Source organism: Sneathiella litorea (assembly GCF_009882915.1).
Lineage (GTDB): Bacteria > Pseudomonadota > Alphaproteobacteria > Sneathiellales > Sneathiellaceae > Sneathiella > Sneathiella litorea.
Genome location: NZ_WTUW01000001.1, coordinates 32,031 through 54,577 on the forward strand (window position 1 = coordinate 32,031; position 22,547 = coordinate 54,577).

Here is a 22,547-nt window from a genome sequence, read left to right on the forward strand (position 1 = left end):
ATATGAATCCTACCCCTTATCTTCCGCCTCGCTAATTTCCAGCTGCTCCGGAAAATCCAGCTCCAAATAGGGTCCATTGTAAAAGCGTACCAGTCCCCTTACGGTAACTGTTCTGTTCTTTAGATCTTCCAGTTTCCAGCCGTCCTGCTCAAATTTTTTCCGTGAACGTGACGGTATGGCAGCTGTAAAATCGTCCCGCCAGTCCTCACCAAAGTTCAAGTAAGTGACGCTGGCGCGACGGTAGACTTCCTGTACGACACCTTTTGCTACGATGAATTGGCCGTGCCAAAACTGCTCGGCAGGTTCATTAGCGTTGATAATTTCAAAATGGCGCCATAGACCCAGTTTTTCAAGCGCCGCACTTTTTTCTGCTTGAATAAGGCGCTCTTTAAGAGCGGGAGGGTAACTAGGCGCCCCGCTCCATAAGCCATACCCTTGGAAAATAAGCTGCTCCTGCAGCCATCTGCCATCTGCCAGTAATATTTTCCCCTGCAGATCACCATAGCGATTTTGACCTGCACCGGTCTGTTGAAATGCCGTCAGGTCGAGTTTGAATGACGTCGGCTCCAATGAAGCCCTGAGGTATTCCTGCACGCTCCGATAAAGTTGAGGGTTCCATTCCTCGTCCATAAGCCGCACACCATAGAGGGCGACACTCATATCATCGGCTGTAACAATAAGATTCCTCTCGATCTTTTCAGCCACATGGATTTGCAGATCTGAATCGGCACAGGCTATGGAAACAGCCCCGAAGCAAGTCATTCCTATCAAGAAAACCAAAAACCGCATTACGCCTCCTCGTGCCAGTTTGGAAAAATTAACACATGGGATCAATCATATTATTAAGCCCTGTAAATATTTTACACTAATTAAATGTAGTTTTATTTTTTCACATTTTAAGTTGATATTTATACTATAACCACATAGATATCTTTAAAGACATATTTGATGGGATAGAAGATGACCATTTCTACAAACCAATATTGCGCCGAATCAGAGGCAGCCCGGCTCCGAGGACTATACGGACATCTTTCCGGCCTCGAGCTACTCGACGCGGTTGTCCATCAAGAACTTCGTGGGCAAATCATGTTGTCGTCTTCATTTGGAGCAGAATCTGCTGTACTTCTGGATATGGTTGCACAGGTAGATCCCACAATTCCAGTTATCTTCCTTGATACACGCCGGCTGTTCGGGGAAACCCTCCGATACCAGAAAACCCTTACTGACCATGTCGGCCTTGAAGATGTGCGCATCGTCCGACCCGACGACGGTGTTTTACTCAGGCTTGACCCCGAAGATATGTTGTTCAATGAGGATCCCGATAAATGCTGCCATATCCGGAAAGTGCAACCTCTTGATAACATATTGAATGAAATGGGAAATCTAGGATTTAAAGCCTGGATTACCGGGCGTAAGCAATTCCAGGCGGAAACACGTACTTCGCTTTCAGTGATTGAGGCAGATTCGAATTTCGTTAAGATCAATCCTCTTGCCGACTGGTCAGGCGAAGACATCAAGCAGGCATTTTTTGCAAAAAATCTGCCCCCTCACCCGCTCGTAGCGGATGGGTTCAAGTCTATTGGCTGCATGCCTTGCACCAGTCGTGTCGCCGAAGGTGCTGATCCCCGTTCCGGCCGCTGGGCCGGCAAGGGCAAAATTGAATGCGGCATACACCAGGCCCGATGACCAAATATACACTCAATTTTTTACACTTTATTTTTGTTATATAATTTTAATTAACATTTTAGTTGAGATTTTAAAATTAATATCTAAATTCAGTGATAACATAACTTTAGGCTCATGCGCGCTTGAATGATGAACTTTTGATAAGGAGAGTAAAAATGGCATTGCAGGTTTACACAGCGTCCCTGCTGAAAGAAGGTCTGGTCGCATACCTGACCCTTGATAACAATCTTCCGTCTTGGACAACTGATATTCACCAGGCAACGGCAGCCATTGACGACTCACTTGAAGCCTTAAAGAAAGCTGCAGAACAATCTGAGCAAGACAACATCGTTGTTGCGCCCTACGCGATTGACGTTATCAAAACGGATAGCGGTATTATCGCGGCAACAAAGCGGGAGCAAATCCGCGCCACGGGGCCTACGATTGAGCTACCACAGGAAAATATACGAGTTAGCCGCAAGGCTGCATAAACGCAGGGTTTATACCATGTATCAATATTCTGATCAGGACCAGCAGCTCTTGCTGGAGCGAGTAGCACAATTCCGAGGGCAGGTCGCGCGCCGCCTGAAGGGAGAGCTGTCGGAAGAGGAGTTTAAGCATCAAAGGCTACGGAATGGCCTTTACCTCCAGCTCCATGCCTATATGTTGCGGGTCGCCATACCCTATGGGCTACTATCGTCTGACCAAATGCGGACTCTGGCGCATATTGCCCGTAAATACGATAAGGGCTATGGCCATTTCAGCACACGTCAGAATATTCAGTACAACTGGCCAAAACTGGAAGATGTACCGGACATTCTGGATGATCTTGCGAAGGTTGAGATGCATGCTATTCAGACCAGCGGAAATTGCATTCGCAACACAACATCAGACCCTCTCGCGAGTGTCGCCCGTGATGAACTTGAGGATCCCCGCCCCTATTGCGAGCTGATCAGACAGTGGTCGACCTTCCACCCAGAGTTCAATTTTCTGCCCCGAAAGTTTAAAATAGCTGTTAGCGGAGCCACACAGGACCGCGCCGCTGTTGCCGTTCATGATATTGGTCTTCGTTTGATTAAAAATGAGACATCGGGCGAGAACGGGTTTGAGGTTTATGTCGGGGGTGGTCTTGGCCGGACCCCCATGATTGGCAAGGTAATCCGGTCATTCCTTCCAAAAGAAGATATGCTCACTTATCTTGAAGCGATCCTGCGTGTTTATAATACGCTGGGCCGGCGGGATAATATTTATAAAGCTCGTATTAAAATTTTGGTGCATGAAACAGGCGAAGATAAATTTCGGGAGCTTGTAGAGGCTGAATGGGAAAAAATCAAGGCAGGTGGTCTTTATCTGAAAGACGAGGATTTTGCCTGGGTCAAAGGCTTCTTCAAGGATCCTGATTATGAACTCTTACCGGACAACGATACCGAGTTTGAAAACCTTCTTCTCAGCAATACGGACTTTGCCCGCTGGGTCGATAAAAATATCGAGCTGCATAAACAATCTGGCTATCGCATCGTATACCTTTCACTCAAAACCGCGCATCAGCCTCCCGGGGATGTAACCGCTGATCAGATGGATGCCATCGCCGACCTTGCAGATAAATACAGTCTTAGTCAGATTCGGACGACGCATAGACAGAATTTGGTTCTATCGGACGTGAAGCTGCAAGACTTGCCTGCACTTTGGGAGGAACTGAAGGCGCTTGATCTTGCCACGCCCAACTATAACCACGTAACGGACATCATCTCCTGCCCCGGATTGGATTACTGCGCCCTTGCAACAGCTCGCTCTATTCCGATATCGCAAGCGATCACGGAGCGTTTCGATAATTATGACTTCATCAACGATCTTGGCGATGTCAGTATTAATATATCGGGCTGCATTAATGCCTGCGGGCATCATCATGTTGCCAACATAGGCATCCTTGGCGTCAACAAGAAGGGGACAGAAGTCTACCAGCTGACCCTCGGCGGGAGCGCCCGTGAGGACGCCGCCATTGGTAAGATTATCGGTCCGGCTTTTGAGGCGGATGAAATTGTTGATGCTGTTGAGAAGGTCCTGTCGGTTTATCTTGAAAATCGAGAGGATCCAGAGGAGACTTTCCTGATGACCTACCGACGTCTTGGTCAGGCCTTCTTCAAGGAGCGGCTCTATGGATAACTATATCAAGGATCGCAAGGTCGACAGCAATGAATGGATGCCGTTTACAGGTTTGGAGGATGGCGACTCCCTGCCGACAGGCGACATCTATGTACCCATAGAAGAATGGCTGAATGCCCGCGAAACATTACTCACGCGAAACGGCCGGCTAGGTGTCGCGCTCCGCAACACGGACGATCCTGCGATTATCAAGGACGATCTTGACCGGCTGGATTTGGTTGTTCTGGAGTTTCCGAAAATGGCCGACGGACGGGCTTTCACTCAGGCCCGTCTTCTTCGTGAACGCTACGGTTTCAAGGGCGAAATCCGGGCAACGGGTGACGTTCTTTATGATCAGCTTTTCTATATGCAGCGCTGCGGAATAAACGGGTTTGAGTTGCGCGATGACCAGAATGCCTCGCATTCACTTAGAGCCTTTGACGAAATGACCGTCACATATCAACCCGCAAGTGATGAGGAACTTCCTCTTTGGCGGCGCCAGAAATAAACAGTTAAGAATAAGAAAGCCGTGCAATATGGCTTCTTTTGAAAGCACCTGGTTCTCGCTCCCCCGCAGCCAGGTGCTTTTTCATTTGAGGTCCTTGGAGATACCTGGCCAGTTGTTGTCCGCCAACTTGATATGACCGGGAACATCTTCTTCCCACGTTCTTTGGACACCCTTTGAATAGTTGAGGTAGAGTTTTCCGTCGACAATTTTCCATGCCTCCGGAACCGTTGAGGCTGTATATCCCTGGCTCACAGCCCAGGCGCAATAACCACCATACTGGGGCGCGTATTTTTCCGGGTTGGCCTCAAACATGTCTTTATGCTCGTCACTTGCAAAGTACCAGTCCACACCCTTCCATTCGACGCTATGGTCTTTGCTCCCTTCTACCGGCTTTCCTTCCGTGAAATAGGCAACAACGTCATAGCCTTCAACTGCCGTTCCAAAAAATGTGCTGTAATATAGCTTCTCTGCGGCAGCCGTCTGTATCGTTGAGAAAGAGAACACTGCAACAAAAAAAGCAATTGCCACGCCATGAAGATTTATCAAACGAGTTATCATCTCGAATATCCTCCCTTAACTGAAGAAAAAAACCTTCTTCGCGAAGTTAAAGTAATGAAATTCGGCGCTCCTGCCAGCCACATTCAATAACAATGTCGTTACCTTTAGCGGAAAGAACTGCGTGCTCCAGAGTAAATTATGGCAATGAGAAGCCCCATGGAAAATCCAGCAATATGCGCAATCCAGGCAATTCCAGCCCCAGGACCAACCAAAAGGGACCCAAGTGGTGTTGCGCCAATGAGTAGATTCAAACCAAGCAAAACGGCTATCATGGTAAAAACGCCCCGCATCCGATAACGCGGCAAAAGGACAATCATTGTTGCCCCCATGGCACCGAACACAGCACCGGATGCACCATAAAGAACAATATCCGCATTAGGATCGGCCACGAAATATTCTACGAATGCCCCGAACCAGCCAGACAGAAAATAAAGGATTAGGAAGCGCACCGCCCCAAACCGTCGTTCCGTCATCGACCCGAAGGCAAGCAGCATCCCGGTGTTCAGAGCCATATGGCCCCAATCATGATGCAAAAACATATGGCTATTGAGGGTGATGAGGATATGCAACAGGCCATCGACAGATGGCTGGTCAAGGAGGGCAGATATTATCGCCGGGCGGAATGAAAAACTGTTGTAAACCCAGTTAAGTGTCTCGGGAGTTGTCACCGTGAGCAGCAGATGCACACCTATAATAGCAACAACCAGATAGACAGTTGCAGGCGGCACATTAAAGACCGGTTCCCGGTCCTGGGGTTCATTCGTCACGCAAATCCAGCCTAGTTATATCAAGTTTCTGCCGGACCATAAGAGTAATGCCCACCTTTATCAAGAGCCCTTAAATATGCTGGGCGCGCCTGAATGCGTTCAACAAACGCGGAAAGTGCTGGATAGGATTTAAGGATACCCCGCGCCCGTGCTGCCTCAAGCGGGAAGGACATCATTATATCCGCGCCGGTCAGATTGGAGCCTACAAAATACTCCCTGCCTGTCATTTCGCTATTCATAAAGGCAAAATGGTTCTCCGTTTCACTGTCAATCCGCGGCATCAGTGGGGCTGCAGCATCACCAAGCCTACTCGTATACAGTCTGAGGAGTAGCGGTAACATAGCGGAGCCTTCCGCATAATGTAGCCATTCGACATATGATTCATAATTCAAACTACCCGGTTCCGGGGAGAGTTTCCCCGCTCCATAAGTCCGTATCAGATAGTCGGTAATCGCTCCTGATTCATGAAGTTTCAGATCCCCATCCTTCAGCACGGGAGATTTGCCGAGCGGATGGATTTGTTTCAATATGTCCGGTGCAAGGCGAGTCGTCGCATCACGTTCATACCGCACCACCTCATAATCAACGCCTAGTTCTTCCAGAAGCCATAATATCCGTTGGGACCGGGAGTCATTGAGGTGGTGAACCGTAATCATGATCAGCTATCCTTTAAGTCGTTAAATAAACCTGCGCAGACCGGGCTTCAGGTATCATTGGGTGCAACGATATTTGCGATATCACTGTCAGAGTACCCTAATTCACGCAAAATTTCTTCCGTGTGTTGGCCTACCTTACCAGGTGACGATGCCTCTTTCTTCGGACCGTCTTCATTTGCAACAAACGGCGCACCAACAAGACGTAATGCCTGATCGAATCCGCTGATGTTCTCTCCCCTAACCACGATACCCCGATGTTCCAGCTGCGGATCGGATGTTGCTTCTGCCAATGTACGAACCGCCTGAACGACAACCCCGACATTGCTCATGATTTCCACCCATTCGGCCGTTGTTTTGGTTTTCATCGCCTCGCCAACGATCTTCAGCCCTTCCTGCAAATTCTCCTGCCGCGCCTCGAAAGTGGCAAAGCGCGGATCTTCCAGCATATGTTCCATTCCCGCAGCTTTCAGCACGGCGATGTTATGATCAAGTGTAACTGTCGCGATCAGTACAATTCCGTCTTTCGTTTCAAATACACCGGCACTGGGCTGACGCGTCGGCGAGGCATTTCCGATCAGTGGCGGAACATTCCCACGCACCATAAAGTCAGCCATCTGAGATGCGGCCAGCAACATGGCGCTGTCATACATAGCGACGTCAACATATTGCCCTTTACCTGTCTTTTCCTTGCGATGAAGCGCGGACGAGATGGCGAAAGCAGCATTAACGCCGGTAAACATATCGATCACCATTATGCCAATACGTAAGGGTCCCGTCTCTTCACTGCCATTAAGAGTGAACAGCCCCGCTGCGGCCTGAATGGCGGAATCATAGGCTTTGTCAGAGCTTCGTGGCCCTTGCTGGCCATATCCGCTGATCGAACAATAGACGATCTCAGGTTTTTGTTTTTTGACACTTTCATAGTCGATCCCCAGCTTTTTGGCGACACCCGGCCGAAAATTCTCGACAACAACATCCGCATCTTCAATCAACCGATAGGCAATCTCACGCCCCTCTTTAGATTTCAAGTCAATGGCCAGACTGCGCTTGTTCAGATTTGCTGTCAGAAAGGCGGGAGAGAGGCGCTTGGCGACCATTTCCGCATCCGAAAGTGCTGTGCGAAGCTGATCACCTTTTACCGGTGCTTCAATCTTGATGACATCAGCCCCCAGAAGTGAAAACATCTGGGTACTGATTGGGCCCGCCAATACTTGCGTGAAATCGACGACCTTTAATCCTTCATAAGCTCTCATTATACTTTACCTTTTGGAACAATAAGGGCATCAACTGCGACAGCCCCTTCTGGTAGAACGATGAAGGGATTAACATCGATCGTTTCAATTTTATCTGCGTTATCAGCGGCGTAAACGGAGAGCCGTGATAGAGCTTCCGCCAGCGCATTCAAATCAGATGGTGGCGCCCCACGCACACCGTCCAGCATGGCGCGACCCTGTATTTCATCAATCATACGATGGGCCTCATCCACACCGAAAGGTGCCAAACGGAACGTTACGTCCTTCAGCACTTCCACGAATACGCCTCCAAGACCGAACATCACTGCAGGCCCGAAGACAGGGTCGCACACAACGCCCATTACCGTCTCAACACCCCCGGAGACCATTTCAGCAACAATGACACCCTCAATTTTCGCATCCGGCTTGGCCTTTTTGGCTCGCTCAATTAGCGTCTCGTATCCTTCTGCGACTTCCTTTTCGGAATTGAGCTTGAGAAGTACGCCGCCAATTTCCGTCTTATGGAGAATATCCGGCGAGGCAATCTTCATGACGACAGCCCCTCCAATGCCATGCCAGACCTTGACGGCATCTTCCGCGGATTGAACCAACTCTTCGCGAGTTACAGGGACGCCAATGCTTTTCAGCACTTTCTTCGCCTCATGTTCCGCGATCGGCTCAGTTGGTGCGGGCAGAACATCAGCGGAAAGTTTTGGCGGGCTATCCGGCCGGCCACGTGCGAACACTTCTCCAAAATGGGTTAACGCCGCCATCGCCCGAACGGTAAGTGACGGATCTTCGAAACACGGCATATTCAGCTTTTCAAATGGCTCCACAATATCTTGCGGCCCGATAAGGCTCATCATCATCACCTCATCGGGGTACTTCTTGCGAATGTTGGAGAAAATCTCCCGGCAAGCATCGCGGGTAAAAGGCGATGCCGGCACCCCGGCAACATAAACAATATGACTATCGAAATCCGCTTCTTCGATCGTCATCTCGATATTTGCCTCCATCAACTTTGGATCGTTCAAGGCCTGCGCCGTGAAATCAACCGGGTTGTTAACACCGGCAAACGGAATCAGTTCCTTCAATTTCTTCTGCGTTGCCATGGGAAGCGGGGCAACATCCAGGCCATACTTCACCGAGGCATCCGCCATTTGAACACCAACTCCGCCGGAAATCGTCTGCAAATCGATCTTGCGCCCCTTCGGGTATTTTCCGAACTGACACGCGTAGGCGATATCTACGAATTCTTCGGTCGTTTCCGCGCGGTACACGCCATATTGCTTGAAGAGTGCGTCATAAACCGCATCTGCACCCGCGAGCGATGCCGTATGAGAGGCTGCGGCTGCCGCTCCCGCATCGGTTTTCCCAACCTTCATAAAAATTACGGGTTTTTCCGCATCCCGTGCCATTTCAAGCGCCCGGCAGACACGGTCTGCGTTCTTCATACCCTCAGCATAAGCAAGAATAACCTTCACTTCCGGATTTTGGGCGTAATACTCAATTACCTCGGCAACATCGACATCGGATTCATTGCCCGTCGTCACCCAGTAGTTGGATCCAACCCCTCGAAGCTGAGAAACAGTGAACACATGCGCCCCGTATGCCCCGCTCTGGCTGACAATCCCGATCGGCCCCGGTGGAAGAAGTGACGCCGCCGGAGCATTACTGAACGTTCCATACCAACCCGCACTGATGTTAAAGACACCAAGGCAGTTAGGTCCGATAATCTTCATACCGCTTTCTTTGGCAATATCCGTAATCTCACGCTGCGCGCGGGCACCATCGTCACTCTGTTCGGCAAAGCCCGATGTAAACATGACCGCACTTTTTACGCCTTGATCCGCACAGTCACGCAAGGTCTGCACCGCCACATTTGCCGCAACCGCGATTATAGCGCAGTCAACTCCCTTCGGGACATCTTTGATGCTCGCATATGCAGGCAACCCCTGGATTGTCTCATAGTTTGGATTAACCGGGTAAATTTCGCCTTTATACCCCGCATTCTTCATTGCATTTATCGGTCGACCACCAATCCTGGAAGGAGTATTAGAAGCACCGATAATTGCCACAGACTGTGGCCGCAACATGGGCTCAAGTGGATGGGTCATTCTTGTTTCCTTTTTATCCCTAGGACTAGTTTGTAGTTTTAGCTTTTCACCAAATCGGCCGGTACTTTAATTGGTAATGCCAGAAGTTGTTGAGCATATGTCTTTGCCAGATTATCGAGATGAAGGGTGGAAGTCCCACCGCCGCCCAGACAATTCGTTAGCAGAAAATTCACCGCATTCATACCCGGTAAATCAAACCGCATAACCTCGCCCTCCACAACATGACCGAAATATCTCTTTACAGCATCTTCAGTTGCGCTCTGCTTGATCCAGGGGAGGTAATCAGGCTTGCGGGCAATGACGCCGACATTTGCATTGTTACCTTTATCCCCGCTGCGTGCCGCGGCCAATTCAACCAAGGGAACTTCGATCATTGTGTCAGACGTCGATTTCATAGGTGCATCCGGAGCGGTATGGCGTATTTCTGGGAATTTTGAATATTCACCGGGAACCTTTATTTCATATTTAACCGGTTTATTATCTATAAATACTTTTGGCTGAATTCTCGCCTTGTCGATCTGAAATGCGAATTGTGCAACAACCGGCGTAATCTTGGGTCGACCTGCTGCTCCGGCAGAGGTGCGCCCCGTGGTCATGGAAAGACCGACACCTGTCGTTTCCTTGGAGAAAAGCTCCAATGCCGCCCGTTCATCATGCCGGACGTCTATTTGCGTAATGATCTCTCGGGCGAGGGCTGCATGTTCATCTGCATTCTTCCCCCATAGGGTTTGCGCACCGATAATATGCACAGCCGTATCGCGATAATCGCCGAGATTACGTTCGACAAAAAGACGGCGCGTCCGCTTGAGCAAGGCATTGGCAAAGGCCTGCCCCTTTTCCGCCGCGTCAAACCCGGTGACAACGGTCATTGCGGTCGCGCGATATCCATCCTTGTAGGTGCCGGATACTTTATAAGTTGCCGTTGGCGGGCGGCCTTTAACACCTGCGATTTCCAGCCAGTCTTTCCCTGTCTCGATCAGGGTAACCCCGGAAAAATCACAAATCACATCGGGCATGATATAGGCTTCAGGATCGCCGATCTCATAGAGAATCTGCTCTCCCACCGTCAGTCGGGAAACAAGGCCGCCGGTGCCCTCTGGCTTGGTAATAGAAAATGTTCCATCCTCCCGACAAACGGCTATTGGATAGCCCATATCATCCCAGCCATCGACTGTATCACGCCAGTCCGTGAAGTTGCCCCCTGTTGCCTGTGCCCCACATTCAAGAATATGTCCGGCGAGCGTGCCGGAAGCGAGCTTGTCATAGTCGTCAACTGTCCAGCCAAACTCGTGTATTAGCGGCCCCAGAGTAACCGCGCTATCGACGCAACGTCCGGTAATGACGACATCCGCGCCTTGATCAAGGGCCGCGGCAATCGGAAAGGCGCCAAGATAGGCATTGGCACTGATCATACCTTCAGGCATTGGCGCACCGGAAAACATTTCCCGCTTCCCCTCAGCGCGTAAACTCTCAATATCATCCGTAAGATTATCACCTTCAACGATACCGATCTTTAGATCAACACCAGCATCTTGCGCTATTTTTGCAAGGGCAGCGGCACAGGCCGATACATTGACTCCACCAGCATTCGCAATAACCTTGATACCACGTGCCTTGATTTCGTGAAGAAGCGGCTTCATGGCAAGATCTACAAAATCCCGCGCATATCCTAGATCTGGCGATTTTTCCTTCGCTCGGACAAGAATCGACATGGTGACTTCAGCCAGATAATCAAACACCAGATAATCCAGATCACCTTTCATGACGAGTTGGCGCGGTGCGTCCTGGGAGTCGCCCCAATATCCCGATGCACCGCCAATGCGGACAGTTCTTGGATTAGCCATGTCCGTCATCCCTCCTCTTTATCACCAGCCGTTTGCCAGGCGGGTTTCCGCTTTTCCGCAAAAGCTGACTGGCCTTCCTTGCCCTCGATACTTCGGTTCAACTCAGAAAATTTCTGAGCGGAAAAGCTGATCATCTCCTCTTCAGGGAGCGTTCCGACCTTTAGCATGATTGCCTTGGTTGCCGCATTCGCCATGGGACCACAATGGAGTACACGGGAAACGACATCTTCGAGTGTGCCGTCAATTTCTGCGTCTGCACAAAGATATTGCGCGATACCGTACTCAAAGGCTTTTATGCCATCGAAGCGCTCCCCGGTGAGCGCAAGCTGGCGGGCGCGAGTCAAACCAATCCGTTTTACGACGTAAGGTGCGATCTGCGCCGGAGCAACGCCCAGTGCCGTTTCCGGCATACCCATCCTCGCACCCTCTGCGACTATTGTAATATCAGCGAGACAGGCATACCCCATACCGCCACCGAATGCTGACCCTTCCACAACGGCTATCGTTGTCTGAGGTAAACGCTCGAATTTCAGGAATGCCATTCCGGCGGCGCGGTTCCGTTCCATAATCGGGTCGCTGTCTGGCGTCACGATATCCTCAGCCATGTTACGTCGCTCTTTAATATCTCCACCGGCGCAGAAATGCCCCCCTTCCCCGCGAAGCACCACAACACGGACATCGGGAGTTGTTTCCAACCAATCGACCACGGCGGCGAACTCAGCGCCCATTTGGCTGTTGATCGCATTTCTCTGATCAGGCCGATTGAAACTCAGGTTAAGGCGAGGCCCTACCACTTCAAGCTTTAAAAACTCACACTCTGGTAGTTTATGCATTTATTTTTTCTTTCTTCTTATTGCATCGCCTGCCGCTTATTTTTCGGTCAGGTATCTTCTAAACATAGCCTTAAATTGATCAATTTGCAGCGAAACTTTTTCGTTTCCTCCAGCAATCATGTTTGTCAGTGCAAGACCGCGAAGTGTAACGAGTAGCATATGCCGCCAAGAAAGAACTTCTTCTCGGCTTCGGCCGGTATCCGCAAAAACAGCCTGCCAGACATCTGCCCTTTTATGTTCCAGTTCTTCCAGGGTCGACGTGATTGCTTCTTGAAAGTCCGGATCCTGTCGTCCGCGTACGGCAATTTCGATAAAGGCTGCGTAATTGAAGCCACGAAACCCTTCCCAGTAATCATCGACAATTCGATCAATCCGCTCATTAAGTGGCAAACTGATAAGCCCCGATGCATCCAGATGCCAACTTAAACGATTTGCTATTTCCTCGATACTGGCAACCAGCAGGGATTTAGGGTTATCGAAATGATACTGAATGGCCCCGCGCGTCAACCCTGCTTCGCGGGCGACATCCGCCATGGTAAGCTGCCCCGCTCCCTTTTCATGCAGCAACATTATTGTTGCATCAACAAGCCGTTGGCGGGTTTCCGCGCGCCGTTCCTCCTGTCGCCGTCGTTTTCCACTTTTATCCGGCGCAATCACACCAAAAACATCTCCCTGGAACATAAACGGACAGTCGCCGCACTATGTGTAATCGGATTTAACTGACGCCGCCTAACAATCAATTGTAACATTCATTCATGAATGTTAGTGTATGAAGAACAGAAAAACAATCCCTTATGGGGCCGGATATCCGATAGGATACGGAGAATAAGAAGCGGGGCAAATCATGCTGTTTACTCAGGAACACCGGGAGCTTTCCGAAAGTTTAAAGAAGTTTATCGAGGCGGAGATAAATCCGCATGTGGACGAGTGGGAGGAAGCAGAACAATTCCCGGCCCATGAGCTTTTCAAGAAAATGGGGAATATGGGGTTTCTCGGGATCAGCAAGCCTGAGGAGTTCGGCGGAAGCGGACTTGACTATTCCTATGAGGCGGTCGCCTCCGAAGCACTGGGCTATATTGCCTGCGGTGGTGTCGCAATGGCGATCGGCGTACAGACTAATATGTCGACCCCAGCTATCGCCCGATATGGTTCTGATGAACTCAGACGAGACTTCCTTGCTCCCGCTATCGCAGGCGACATGGTTGGTTGCATCGGCGTAACCGAGGCCGCGGCCGGATCAGATGTTGCAAGTCTCAAAACAACCGCCACAAAGGATGGCGATGACTATGTGATCAACGGCTCCAAGATGTATATCACCAATGCTTTACAGGCGGACTGGGTCTGTCTTCTGGCGAATACGGGGGATGGTCCGGTGCACAAGAACAAGACCCTGATCATTGTTCCCATGGATAGCCCCGGAATCACCAAGCACAAGCTCCGCAAGATTGGCATGATGTCCTCCGACACGGCGCAGCTTTTCTTTGATGACGTCCGCGTGCCCCAGCGCAACCGGATTGGCGAAGAAGGGCGCGGTTTCATATACCAGATGCAGCAGTTTCAGGAGGAACGACTATTTGCCGCAGCCCGCGGCCCACGCGTGATGGAAGAAGCGATTAACGAGACAATTGAATATACACGGGAGCGAAAAGCCTTCGGCAAGGCAATTCTTGACAATCAGGTCGTGAACTATCGGCTGGCCGAGCTGCAGACGGAAGTCGAAGCTTTGCGTGCACTGACCTACCATGCAGTGGAACGCTATGTGGCTGGTGAGGACGTCACCAAGCTTGCCTCCATGGCGAAACTGAAAGTTGGAAGGTTACAGCGGGAAGTCATGGACAGCTGCCTGCAATATTGGGGCGGTCAGGGATATATGTGGGAATCCTCCATTTCCCGCAAATTCCGCGACTTCCGCCTGACGTCCATCGGCGGTGGTGCCGATGAAGTCATGCTGAAGGTCATCACCAAATTGATGGGCATTTCCCCGGATTAAACAGCAGCGGCGAGATAGCTTGCCTGGTTAATGGCGCGTTTTGCATCCAGCTCCATGGCCTCGAACGCGCCACCGACCAGTTCTGCATCGACCCCTTTTGTAATAAGTTGGTCGTATAGGTCTCGCAGCGGCAGCTGTCCTGCGCAGATAATCACCGTATCAACCTCCATTATCTCATATTGGTCATTTATACGGAGATGCAGGCCCTGATCGTCGATCTTCAGATATTCAACGCCGTTGATCATTTTTACGTCGCGGCGGGCAAGGGTGATACGGTGGGTCCAACCGGTCGTCTTGCCAAGCCCGCGCCCGACAGGAGAGGTTTTCCTTTGCAGTAAGGTCACTTCCCGATCCGCTCTCGCGACAACGGGTTCGACGCCGGTCACGCCTCCACGTGGATGGTTCTTGAAATCGATCCCCCATTCCCTTGCGAAGATATCAACATCAAGCGCGGAAGACATTCCTTCATGGGTAATCTTCTCTGCGACGTCAAAGCCAATGCCGCCCGCCCCCATAATGGCAACCTTCTTTCCGACAGGTTTTTTCCCGGTGATTACATCTATATAGGTGACCGCTTTTGGATGATCGACCCCTTCAATATCAGGAACACGCGGCGAAATACCTGTCGCGACAACAACCTTGTCATAGTCTTCCGCCGATAGCATGTCCGCATCCACGCGCGTATTGAGCTTCAGTTCTATTCCCCGCTTTTCGATCATGCGATTGAAGTACCGGATCGTCTCATGAAACTCTTCCTTGCCCGGAATTCGCTTTGCAAGGTTGAACTGACCGCCTATTTCCGATGCCGCATCATAGAGCGTAACAGAGTGGCCGCGTTCCGCCGCAACTGTTGCATAGGCAAGACCAGCAGGCCCCGCCCCTACGACAGCAATGCGTTTCGGCGCTTCCACCTTTTCATAATTCAGTTCCGTCTCATGACAGGCTCGCGGATTAACGAGACAACTCACTTCCATTCCATTGAATGTATGATCGAGGCAGGCCTGATTACAGGCGATGCAGGTATTGATCTCATCCTCGCGCCCTTCGAAGGCTTTCTTGACCAGATCCGAATCCGCGAGCATCGGACGCGCCATCGAGACAATATCCGCATCTCCCCGCGCCAGCACCTCTTCCGCGACGTCCGGCATGTTAATGCGGTTACTAGTTATCAGCGGAATATCGAGCTCTTTGCGAAGACGGCCAGTCACCTGGGTAAAGGCTGCGCGAGGAACCATGGTCGCGATCGTCGGAACGGCGGATTCATGCCATGTGAAATGGGTACTCATGATATTGACACCCACCTCCTCGATTTTCTTGGCAAGCTTTACCACTTCTTCCCAGGACATTCCGCCCTGCAACATATCCATTGCGGCAATCCTGAAAATTAGAATAAATTCTGGCCCTACAGCCTCCCGAACCCGACGCATGACTTCGACGGGAAAGCGCATCCGATTTTCAAAGGAACCGCCCCATTCATCGGTCCGTAGATTAGTTTTCTCGACAAGAAACGTACTCAGGAGATATCCAGCGGAACCAATTACTTCGACGCCATCATAACCTGCCTTCTGGGCACAAACCGCGCAGTTTACGATGTCGGAAATTTGCTTCTCAACTCCATCTGTGTCGAGCTCGTGCGGTGTCTTTCTTGCAATACGGGACCTGACAGCCGAAGGTGCGACAGGGTTATTATTACGGGCGAGTGGGCCCATATGCAGGATCTGCATGCATATTTTTACGTGCCGATCAGCCTGATGTACGGCGTCCGTGACGAGTCGGTGTTCCTCCACCTCTTCCTCATTGGAAAGCTTTGCCCCCGCTCCGCCCTCAAGGTTTGGTGAAATGCCACCGGTAATGATCATCCCGACGCCACCGCGTGCGCGCTCCGCGAAATAGGCAGCCATCCGCTCAAACCCGCCCTCAAGTTCCTCCAGCCCGGTATGCATGGAACCCATAAGTGCCCGGTTCTTGATCGTCGTGAAGCCAAGGTCAAGCGGCGAGAAAAGATTTGGATATTTCTGATGAACCGTCATTTTCGTGTCCTTAGTTCCTTAAGTTCAGGCGTGGCGTGTTCCGGGAGCAGGTGGGTTGCGCGCCGGCCCTGCAAAACACTGTGCAACCGACATCCAGCGCGTCGCAATCTCACCCGTAACCTTCAGGTCTGTATCGGCAATATTCCGGGTCTGCGTCACGACCTGGCAGAACTCCTCGGCGTTTCCCTCAATATGATTCGTTTTATTTTCCGGGTTCCATTCCCAGATATCGCCGGAAGGTGCCGTCAAACGAACATGTGGAACCGGTTTTGGCACCTCTTCCTTACGATTGATGAAAGTCCACCCAAAGGTATTCATGCCCATTACGGCGATGCTTTTGATCAGGTCCCTGTTTTCTCGCTGGACGCCCAGCAAATCATAGATCTCTTGCGCATGAGACCAGGTTTCCATCAGACGGGCGGAAATACTGGATCGTGCACTCATGGTTGGCCCAACCCAAAGCAAGCGCTGCTTTGGATCGGCGGCATAGAACCGATCTGCCATTTCAAGGTAGTAATCCCGCCAGGCATCCCGCAGAGCCACACCCTTCAAACCATCCAGCATCTTGTCCGTCGCATCCACGAGCGAGCCGGATGATTCACGCAGCTCAGAAAGCTCTCCATAGACCCGCTTGAACGCTTCCTCATCCGTTAGTGTCAGGTCTGCGACGTAGTTGAAGAAATGCAGATGCTGCAGGACGTCATTAATCGTCCAGTCGCGAAACAGGGTCACACGGTCGTAATCCGCATCTTCAAGCGGTTCAATGAGGCTATAAAGCGCTTCGCTTTCATCCCTGAAATCATGGGCCTCTTTTAGCATAGCTTATTCTTCCTTCCCGTTTACGCGTTATTCCGGCGCTTCGATTTCAAATAGTAGATCGTCAACTGATACCTGGCTGGCCGCTGTCGCAATAACATTCTGAACAACACCGGAAACTTCCGCCAAAATATCATGCTGCATCTTCATGGCTTCCAATACGGCTAGCCGCGCGCCAACCTCGACTGTATCGCCGGCTTTCACAAAAACTTCCAGCAATGTTCCATGCATCGGCGCCGTCACCTGACCATTGCCTGCGGCTGCCGTAGCCGATAGAGGAAAAGCAATCTCATTAGTAAAACGTAGGGTTTTACCAACATCGGTGAGTTCAAGAACGCCATCAGACATTGATTCATAATGGACACGCTTACGGTTGCCATCGACGGTGAGTTGCGCTTTGTTTCCATTGCGTTCCTTCACCTCCAGAAACAGCTCAGTCTCGCCAACCATGACATTATAACCGCCATTCCGCTTTGGCGACACAGTTACATCGACTTTCTCGTCTCCGCTCGCGAAGACATAGCGGGTCAGCAATTCGCCTCCGCTCGACCAATCTATCAGCTTGTCACTTACGAATACGGCCGAAGCTTTGGCCCGGTCCCGTTCGACCTGATAGAGAAGAACAGCTGCCATTGCCATTTCTGACAGATTTGGGGTTTTTGCAACCAGTCGATCACCATCGAACAAATCCCCAATGAAGGCAGTCGTCGCCTCCCCTCTTGCAAAGACCTCCTCATTCAGGATATCGATGAGAAAGCCGCGATTTGTTGTGAGGCCAAAAATAACCGTATTTTTCAACGCCTCAATCAGGCGGTGACGAGCCACCTCACGGCTCTCTCCATAGGCGATCACCTTCGCAATCATCGGGTCGTAGAAGGGTGAGATCTCTTGCCCTGAATCAACCCCGACATCAAAGCGAACACCATCCCCTTCCGCTGCCTGCCAAGTCGTAATCTGACCTGTACAGGGCAGGAAATCCTGCGCTGTATCTTCAGCATAGAGCCGCACTTCGATGGCGTGCCCCTGCAGTTTCACCTCCTGCTGCTCGATCCCGAGAGGTTCGCCCTCTGACACTTTTATTTGTAACGCGACAAGATCAAGCCCCGTCACCATTTCAGTCACTGGATGCTCTACCTGCAGTCGCGTGTTCATTTCCAGGAAATAGAAGTTATTTTCCGCATCAAGCAAGAATTCAACCGTGCCAGCACCGCGATAATTGATGCTGCGGGCCGCCTCTACTGCTGCCTCGCCCATTTTCTCGCGCAGCTCCGGCGTCATGACGGGACATGGCGCTTCCTCGACCACTTTTTGATGACGCCGCTGGACAGAACAATCGCGCTCACCCAAATGAACCACATTACCGAAACTGTCCGCGAAGACCTGAACCTCCACATGCCGGGGTTCGACAATCGCCTTTTCAAGGATTAACTCATCAGAGCCAAACGCATTTTGCGCCTCCGACCGTGCGGAAGCAATCGCATCGGCGAGGGTTTTCTCCTCATGCACGAGACGCATGCCACGTCCACCGCCACCTGCGGCCGCCTTCACCATGATCGGGAAGCCAATTTCCCTTGCTGCCGCGATCAGAGTCTCATCGGACTGGTCCTTATCCTCATACCCGGGTACACAGGGCACGTTGGCGGCGATCATCCGCCGCTTGGCTGCTGCTTTGTTCCCCATCAGGTCAATTGCGTCGGCAGAAGGACCGATAAAGACGATCCCCGCGTCCTCACAAGCACGTGCAAAATCCGCGTTTTCCGAAAGGAACCCATACCCTGGGTGGATAGCTTCCGCCCCTGTTTCCTTTGCAGCCGCAAGAATCTTCGCCATATCAAGATATGACTGCTGCACCGGCGCGGCTCCGATCAAGACCGCCTCATCTGCCATGCGCACATGCAGGGCAGATGTATCTGCCTCCGAATAGACGGCAATCGTGCGATACCCAAGACTTTGCGCCGTTTTTATAACCCTGACGGCGATTTCGCCCCGATTGGCGATCAATATAGAGTTAAATTTTCTCATTTTCCGGACCTACCTGTTCTTTATCATTTTTATTGATTACCGGAGATTAGAGTCGGCCAACGCCGAAGCTGTTTGGTTGCAGGGTGCGATTTCGTGCCTCCCAACAAGTTTGAAGCGCAAAACCAATGACCTTTCGGCTATCACGCGGGTCGATAACCCCTTGGTCGAGAAGCCGTCCGGAAGTATAAAAAGCGTCTGCCTGACTATCAAAATGATCAATCAGGCGTTTCTTCTGGGCCTCCAACGCCACTTCATCGACAGGAATACCTTTTCGTTCAGCGCCGCTTCGGGCCACCTGATCCATGGTAAGGGCCGCCTGCTCTCCGCCCATCACGCCCGTCTTTGCATTTGGCCAAGCGAACAGAAAATCTGGTTCATAGGCAAGGCCCGCCATACCGTAGTTACCTGCCCCGAAACTCGCTCCGATATAGAGCGTAATCTTTGGCACCCGGACATTGGAGACCGCCTGGATCATTTTCGACCCATGCTTGATCATGCCCTTATGCTCATACTCCTTACCCACCATATAGCCAGTAATATTATTGAGGAAAATAAGAGGGATATCTGCCTGATCGCACAGTTGGAAGAATTGCCCGCCCTTGGCGGCGCCGTCCGGATCGATTGGACCGTTATTTCCGACAATACCACAGGCTTGCCCGAAGATGCTCGCCTGCAAACAGACGAGCGTTGAGCCATAACGCGGCTTGAATTCCTCAAAATCGGAGCCATCAACAAGCCGGGCAACGACCTCACGCACATCATAGGGCTTTCGGTAGTCCACCGGCACTACACCGGCAATTTCCTCTGGATCAAAAAGCGGCTCGTCATAGCTTTTCACTTCCGGTTTCGGGCATCTATCGTTCCAGCCAAGCCGGCCAATAATATCCCGCGCAATCATCAGGCCATGAGCATCATCTTCGGCAAGGTATTCGACGAGGCCCGTGGTTGTCGCGTGCATTTCCGATCCTGCAAGCTCCTCATCATCTGATATTTCACCCGTCGCCGCGCGCACCAATGCGGCACCGCCTAGTGATGCCCGCCCCCGACCTTTGACGCCAATAACATAATCACTCATGCCGGGAAAATACGCCCCGCCTGCGGTTGAAGGCCCGTGCAACACAACGAAGGTGGGAATGCCGGCCGCACTCAATTTTGCAAGCCGCTGGAAACCGCCGCCGCCATACGCCCATGCCTCAACCTGATATTTGAGAAGGTTAGCCCCCGCACTCTCGACCAGATGTACAAAAGGGAGTTTCTTGTCTATTGCAATATCCTGGCATTTACGAAGCTTCTCCCCAGTTTTCTGGGTCATCGCACCGGCGTTTATGCCACTATCGCTTGCGCAGATCATGCATCTTACGCCATTGATAAAGCCGATACCAACCAGCGAACTCGCGCCCGGAATGCTTTTGTCCCGATCAGTCGTATCAACCATGTAATTGGCAAGACCAAACAATTCCAGAAACGGCATTCCAGGATCTAGAAGCCGAACCAGCCGCTCTCGCGGAGTAAGCTGACCACGTTCCTCAAACCTGGCACGGCGGCGCTCGGATAATTGCTTTGCCCGATCCTTCAGCGCATGCAATTCATCGACAAGTGATAACATTTCCTGTCGGTTGGTTGCAAAACTGTCAGAGGAAGTGACGATCTTGGAAGAGAAAATGGCCATTCGGAACTCCCGATTTTTATTTTTTTCTTTAGTGATAACACAGGAAAGTTTGCACCGTTAAGAAAAAAAGCGCTCCGAATTTTGAGCACTATTTAATTTTCTGGCGTTACACAGACAGTCGTTTTAAAGTGACGATGTGCAGGGATTAACGTTTCAGAAGTTTTGACGCGTTGTTCCCTGTAAAACATAAATGGCACTAAGAAATAATAAAAAGGAGCCTTTCCAAATGGAAGTAGGAATATTGGCCTACGGGGGATACATCCCACAAAGCCGATTGCAACGCAGTGAAATCGCCAACGCCCACACTTGGTTTAATCCAGGGTTAAAGGGCCTCGCCAAGGGCGAACGGGCCATGGCAAACTGGGATGAAGACAGCGTCACCATGGCCGTTGAAGCGGCACGGGATTGCCTGACAGAGCTTGATCGTGAACAGATCTCCGCCGTCTATATGGCCTCAACCAGCTTTCCGTTCATGGATCGGCAGAATGCAGGCATCGTTGCTGATGCACTTAACTTAAACAGCAGCCTGCAAACACTGGATTTCGCCTCCTCCCAACGGGCAGGAAGTGCTGGATTGGCTACGGCATTGCAAGTCGCCAAAGGGGGCAGCGGCCCTATTCTCTATACAACGGCCGAGAAACGCTCAACAAAGGCGGCAAGCCCGCTTGAACTGACCTCCGGGGATGGCGCCGCCGCCTTTCTGGTCGGTCAGGGCAAGGTAATCGCCCGGCTTCTTGGCAGCCATACGGAAGCCGTTGACTTTGTTGATCACTTTCGCGGTGAAGGTGAAGCTTATGATTATAGCTGGGAAGAACGCTGGATCCGGGATGAAGGATACCTCAAAATTGTCCCCGCCGCTGTCGAGGCTTTACTCTCGAAGTCAGGCGTTGCAGCAGAGGATATTACCACCTTCTGCTTTCCGGTAGCGGCACGCGGTGTCGCGGCAATGCTCGCCAAGAAAATTGGCCTGCCCGAAAGTGCCGTCGCCGACAACCTTCAGGCCAATTGCGGTGAAACCGGAACCGCCCATTCCATGGTTATGCTGGCTCATGCCCTGGAAAACAGCAAGCCGGGCGATAAGATTCTTGTCGCAAGCTTTGGCCAAGGCAGTGATGCACTTCTGTTCGAAGTCACGGAGGAAATCAAATCCTTGCCACCGCGAAAAGGTGTTTCAGGGTACCTTGCTCGTCGTTATGCGGAAACGAATTACAACAAGTTTCTGGCGTTTCATGATCTCATAAATCTCGAGCGTGGCATTCGTGCGGAAACTGACAAGAAAACAGGCCTAACGACCCTTTACCGCAACAAGGGTATGACACAGGCCATGATCGGCGGTAAGTGCTCAAAATGCGGTACGGCACAATTCCCGAAGTCCAATATGTGCGTCAATGAAAATTGCGGCGAAATTGGTACGCAAGAGGATTACTCCTTCGCGGAGAGAATTTCCAAAGTGAATTCCTTTACCGCGGACAGGCTCACCTATTCCCCGGATCCGCCCGCTTACTATGGCATGATCCAGTTCGAGGAAGGCGGTCGCTTGATGAGTGACTTTACCGATATCTCGCCTGAAACAGATATCAAGGTAGGAATGCCCATGCGAATGATGTTCAGGGTCAAGGACTATGACAACAAGCGCGGGTTCAGGCGTTATTTCTGGAAAGCGACCCCCGCGGACGCTTCAAATAAAGGAGAATAAAA

At 51.2% G+C, this 22,547-nt stretch carries 19 protein-coding genes; 6 read left to right on the plus strand and 13 right to left on the minus strand.

Annotated elements, in window-relative coordinates:
* Positions 1 to 9: 9 nt before the first annotated feature.
* On the minus strand, positions 10 to 789 hold the full coding sequence (locus GQE98_RS00145) for a hypothetical protein (protein ID WP_161313527.1): 780 nt from the start codon (positions 787 to 789) through the stop codon (positions 10 to 12).
* Positions 790 to 960: 171 nt separating this feature from the next.
* Between GQE98_RS00145 and GQE98_RS00150 the strand changes: the two genes are divergently transcribed.
* From GQE98_RS00150 to GQE98_RS00165, 4 genes are all read left to right on the plus strand, one after another.
* Entirely contained in the window at positions 961 to 1,686 is a 726-nt protein-coding gene (locus tag GQE98_RS00150; protein ID WP_161313528.1) for a phosphoadenylyl-sulfate reductase, read from the plus strand.
* Positions 1,687 to 1,841: 155 nt separating this feature from the next.
* Positions 1,842 to 2,156, plus strand: a complete 315-nt coding sequence (locus GQE98_RS00155) for a DUF2849 domain-containing protein (protein WP_161313529.1) — start codon at positions 1,842 to 1,844, stop codon at positions 2,154 to 2,156.
* A 16-nt stretch (positions 2,157 to 2,172) separates the two neighbouring features.
* On the plus strand, positions 2,173 to 3,828 hold the full coding sequence (locus GQE98_RS00160; protein WP_161313530.1) for a nitrite/sulfite reductase: 1,656 nt from the start codon (positions 2,173 to 2,175) through the stop codon (positions 3,826 to 3,828).
* Entirely contained in the window at positions 3,821 to 4,315 is a 495-nt protein-coding gene (locus GQE98_RS00165) for a DUF934 domain-containing protein (RefSeq protein WP_161313531.1), read from the plus strand. The genes GQE98_RS00160 and GQE98_RS00165 overlap by 8 nt, the downstream gene beginning before the upstream one ends.
* Before the next feature lie 81 nt (positions 4,316 to 4,396).
* Here the strand turns inward: GQE98_RS00165 and GQE98_RS00170 are convergent, their stop codons facing one another.
* From GQE98_RS00170 to GQE98_RS00205, 8 genes are all read right to left on the minus strand, one after another.
* Positions 4,397 to 4,873: a YHS domain-containing (seleno)protein gene (locus tag GQE98_RS00170; protein ID WP_161313532.1), complete on the minus strand. Its 477-nt coding sequence runs from the start codon at positions 4,871 to 4,873 to the stop codon at positions 4,397 to 4,399.
* 104 nt (positions 4,874 to 4,977) lie between these two features.
* Positions 4,978 to 5,640 (minus strand): rhomboid family intramembrane serine protease, encoded by a 663-nt coding sequence (locus GQE98_RS18055; RefSeq protein ID WP_161313533.1) that lies wholly within the window; start codon positions 5,638 to 5,640, stop codon positions 4,978 to 4,980.
* Between the two features lie 20 nt (positions 5,641 to 5,660).
* Positions 5,661 to 6,296, minus strand: coding sequence for a glutathione S-transferase family protein (locus tag GQE98_RS00180; RefSeq protein ID WP_161313534.1), 636 nt, complete (start codon positions 6,294 to 6,296; stop codon positions 5,661 to 5,663).
* A 47-nt stretch (positions 6,297 to 6,343) separates the two neighbouring features.
* Positions 6,344 to 7,549, minus strand: a complete 1,206-nt coding sequence (locus GQE98_RS00185; RefSeq protein WP_161313535.1) for a CaiB/BaiF CoA transferase family protein — start codon at positions 7,547 to 7,549, stop codon at positions 6,344 to 6,346.
* Entirely contained in the window at positions 7,549 to 9,645 is a 2,097-nt protein-coding gene (locus GQE98_RS00190; protein WP_161313536.1) for an acetate--CoA ligase family protein, read from the minus strand. The genes GQE98_RS00185 and GQE98_RS00190 overlap by 1 nt, the downstream gene beginning before the upstream one ends.
* 38 nt (positions 9,646 to 9,683) lie before the next feature.
* Positions 9,684 to 11,489 carry an acyclic terpene utilization AtuA family protein gene (locus tag GQE98_RS00195; protein WP_161313537.1) on the minus strand — a complete coding sequence of 602 codons (1,806 nt, stop codon included), beginning with the start codon at positions 11,487 to 11,489 and terminating at the stop codon, positions 9,684 to 9,686.
* A gap of 5 nt (positions 11,490 to 11,494) precedes the next feature.
* Positions 11,495 to 12,322: an enoyl-CoA hydratase/isomerase family protein gene (locus tag GQE98_RS00200; protein ID WP_161313538.1), complete on the minus strand. Its 828-nt coding sequence runs from the start codon at positions 12,320 to 12,322 to the stop codon at positions 11,495 to 11,497.
* 36 nt (positions 12,323 to 12,358) lie between these two features.
* Complete coding sequence (locus tag GQE98_RS00205) at positions 12,359 to 13,003, minus strand: TetR/AcrR family transcriptional regulator (protein WP_161313539.1); 645 nt, start codon at positions 13,001 to 13,003, stop codon at positions 12,359 to 12,361.
* Positions 13,004 to 13,166: 163 nt separating this feature from the next.
* Here GQE98_RS00205 and GQE98_RS00210 point away from each other — a divergent pair, with 163 nt between their 5' ends.
* The gene (locus tag GQE98_RS00210; RefSeq protein WP_161313540.1) at positions 13,167 to 14,312 is read left to right on the plus strand and encodes an acyl-CoA dehydrogenase family protein; all 1,146 of its coding nucleotides are present in this window, start codon (positions 13,167 to 13,169) and stop codon (positions 14,310 to 14,312) included.
* On the opposite strand, the gene GQE98_RS00215 is transcribed toward GQE98_RS00210, so the two are convergent.
* From GQE98_RS00215 to GQE98_RS00230, 4 genes are read right to left on the minus strand one after another with little or no spacing between them, the layout of a single operon-like run.
* On the minus strand, positions 14,309 to 16,342 hold the full coding sequence (locus GQE98_RS00215; RefSeq protein ID WP_161313541.1) for an NADPH-dependent 2,4-dienoyl-CoA reductase: 2,034 nt from the start codon (positions 16,340 to 16,342) through the stop codon (positions 14,309 to 14,311). The genes GQE98_RS00210 and GQE98_RS00215 overlap by 4 nt on opposite strands.
* Positions 16,343 to 16,366: 24 nt before the next feature.
* The gene (locus GQE98_RS00220) at positions 16,367 to 17,161 is read right to left on the minus strand and encodes a TIGR03084 family metal-binding protein (protein WP_161313542.1); all 795 of its coding nucleotides are present in this window, start codon (positions 17,159 to 17,161) and stop codon (positions 16,367 to 16,369) included.
* A 27-nt stretch (positions 17,162 to 17,188) separates the two neighbouring features.
* Positions 17,189 to 19,180: an acetyl/propionyl/methylcrotonyl-CoA carboxylase subunit alpha gene (locus GQE98_RS00225; protein WP_161313543.1), complete on the minus strand. Its 1,992-nt coding sequence runs from the start codon at positions 19,178 to 19,180 to the stop codon at positions 17,189 to 17,191.
* Between the two features lie 46 nt (positions 19,181 to 19,226).
* Complete coding sequence (locus GQE98_RS00230; RefSeq protein WP_161313544.1) at positions 19,227 to 20,849, minus strand: acyl-CoA carboxylase subunit beta; 1,623 nt, start codon at positions 20,847 to 20,849, stop codon at positions 19,227 to 19,229.
* Between the two features lie 226 nt (positions 20,850 to 21,075).
* Here GQE98_RS00230 and GQE98_RS00235 point away from each other — a divergent pair, with 226 nt between their 5' ends.
* Positions 21,076 to 22,545, plus strand: a complete 1,470-nt coding sequence (locus GQE98_RS00235) for a hydroxymethylglutaryl-CoA synthase family protein (RefSeq protein ID WP_161313545.1) — start codon at positions 21,076 to 21,078, stop codon at positions 22,543 to 22,545.
* The last annotated feature ends 2 nt before the right edge of the window (positions 22,546 to 22,547 follow it).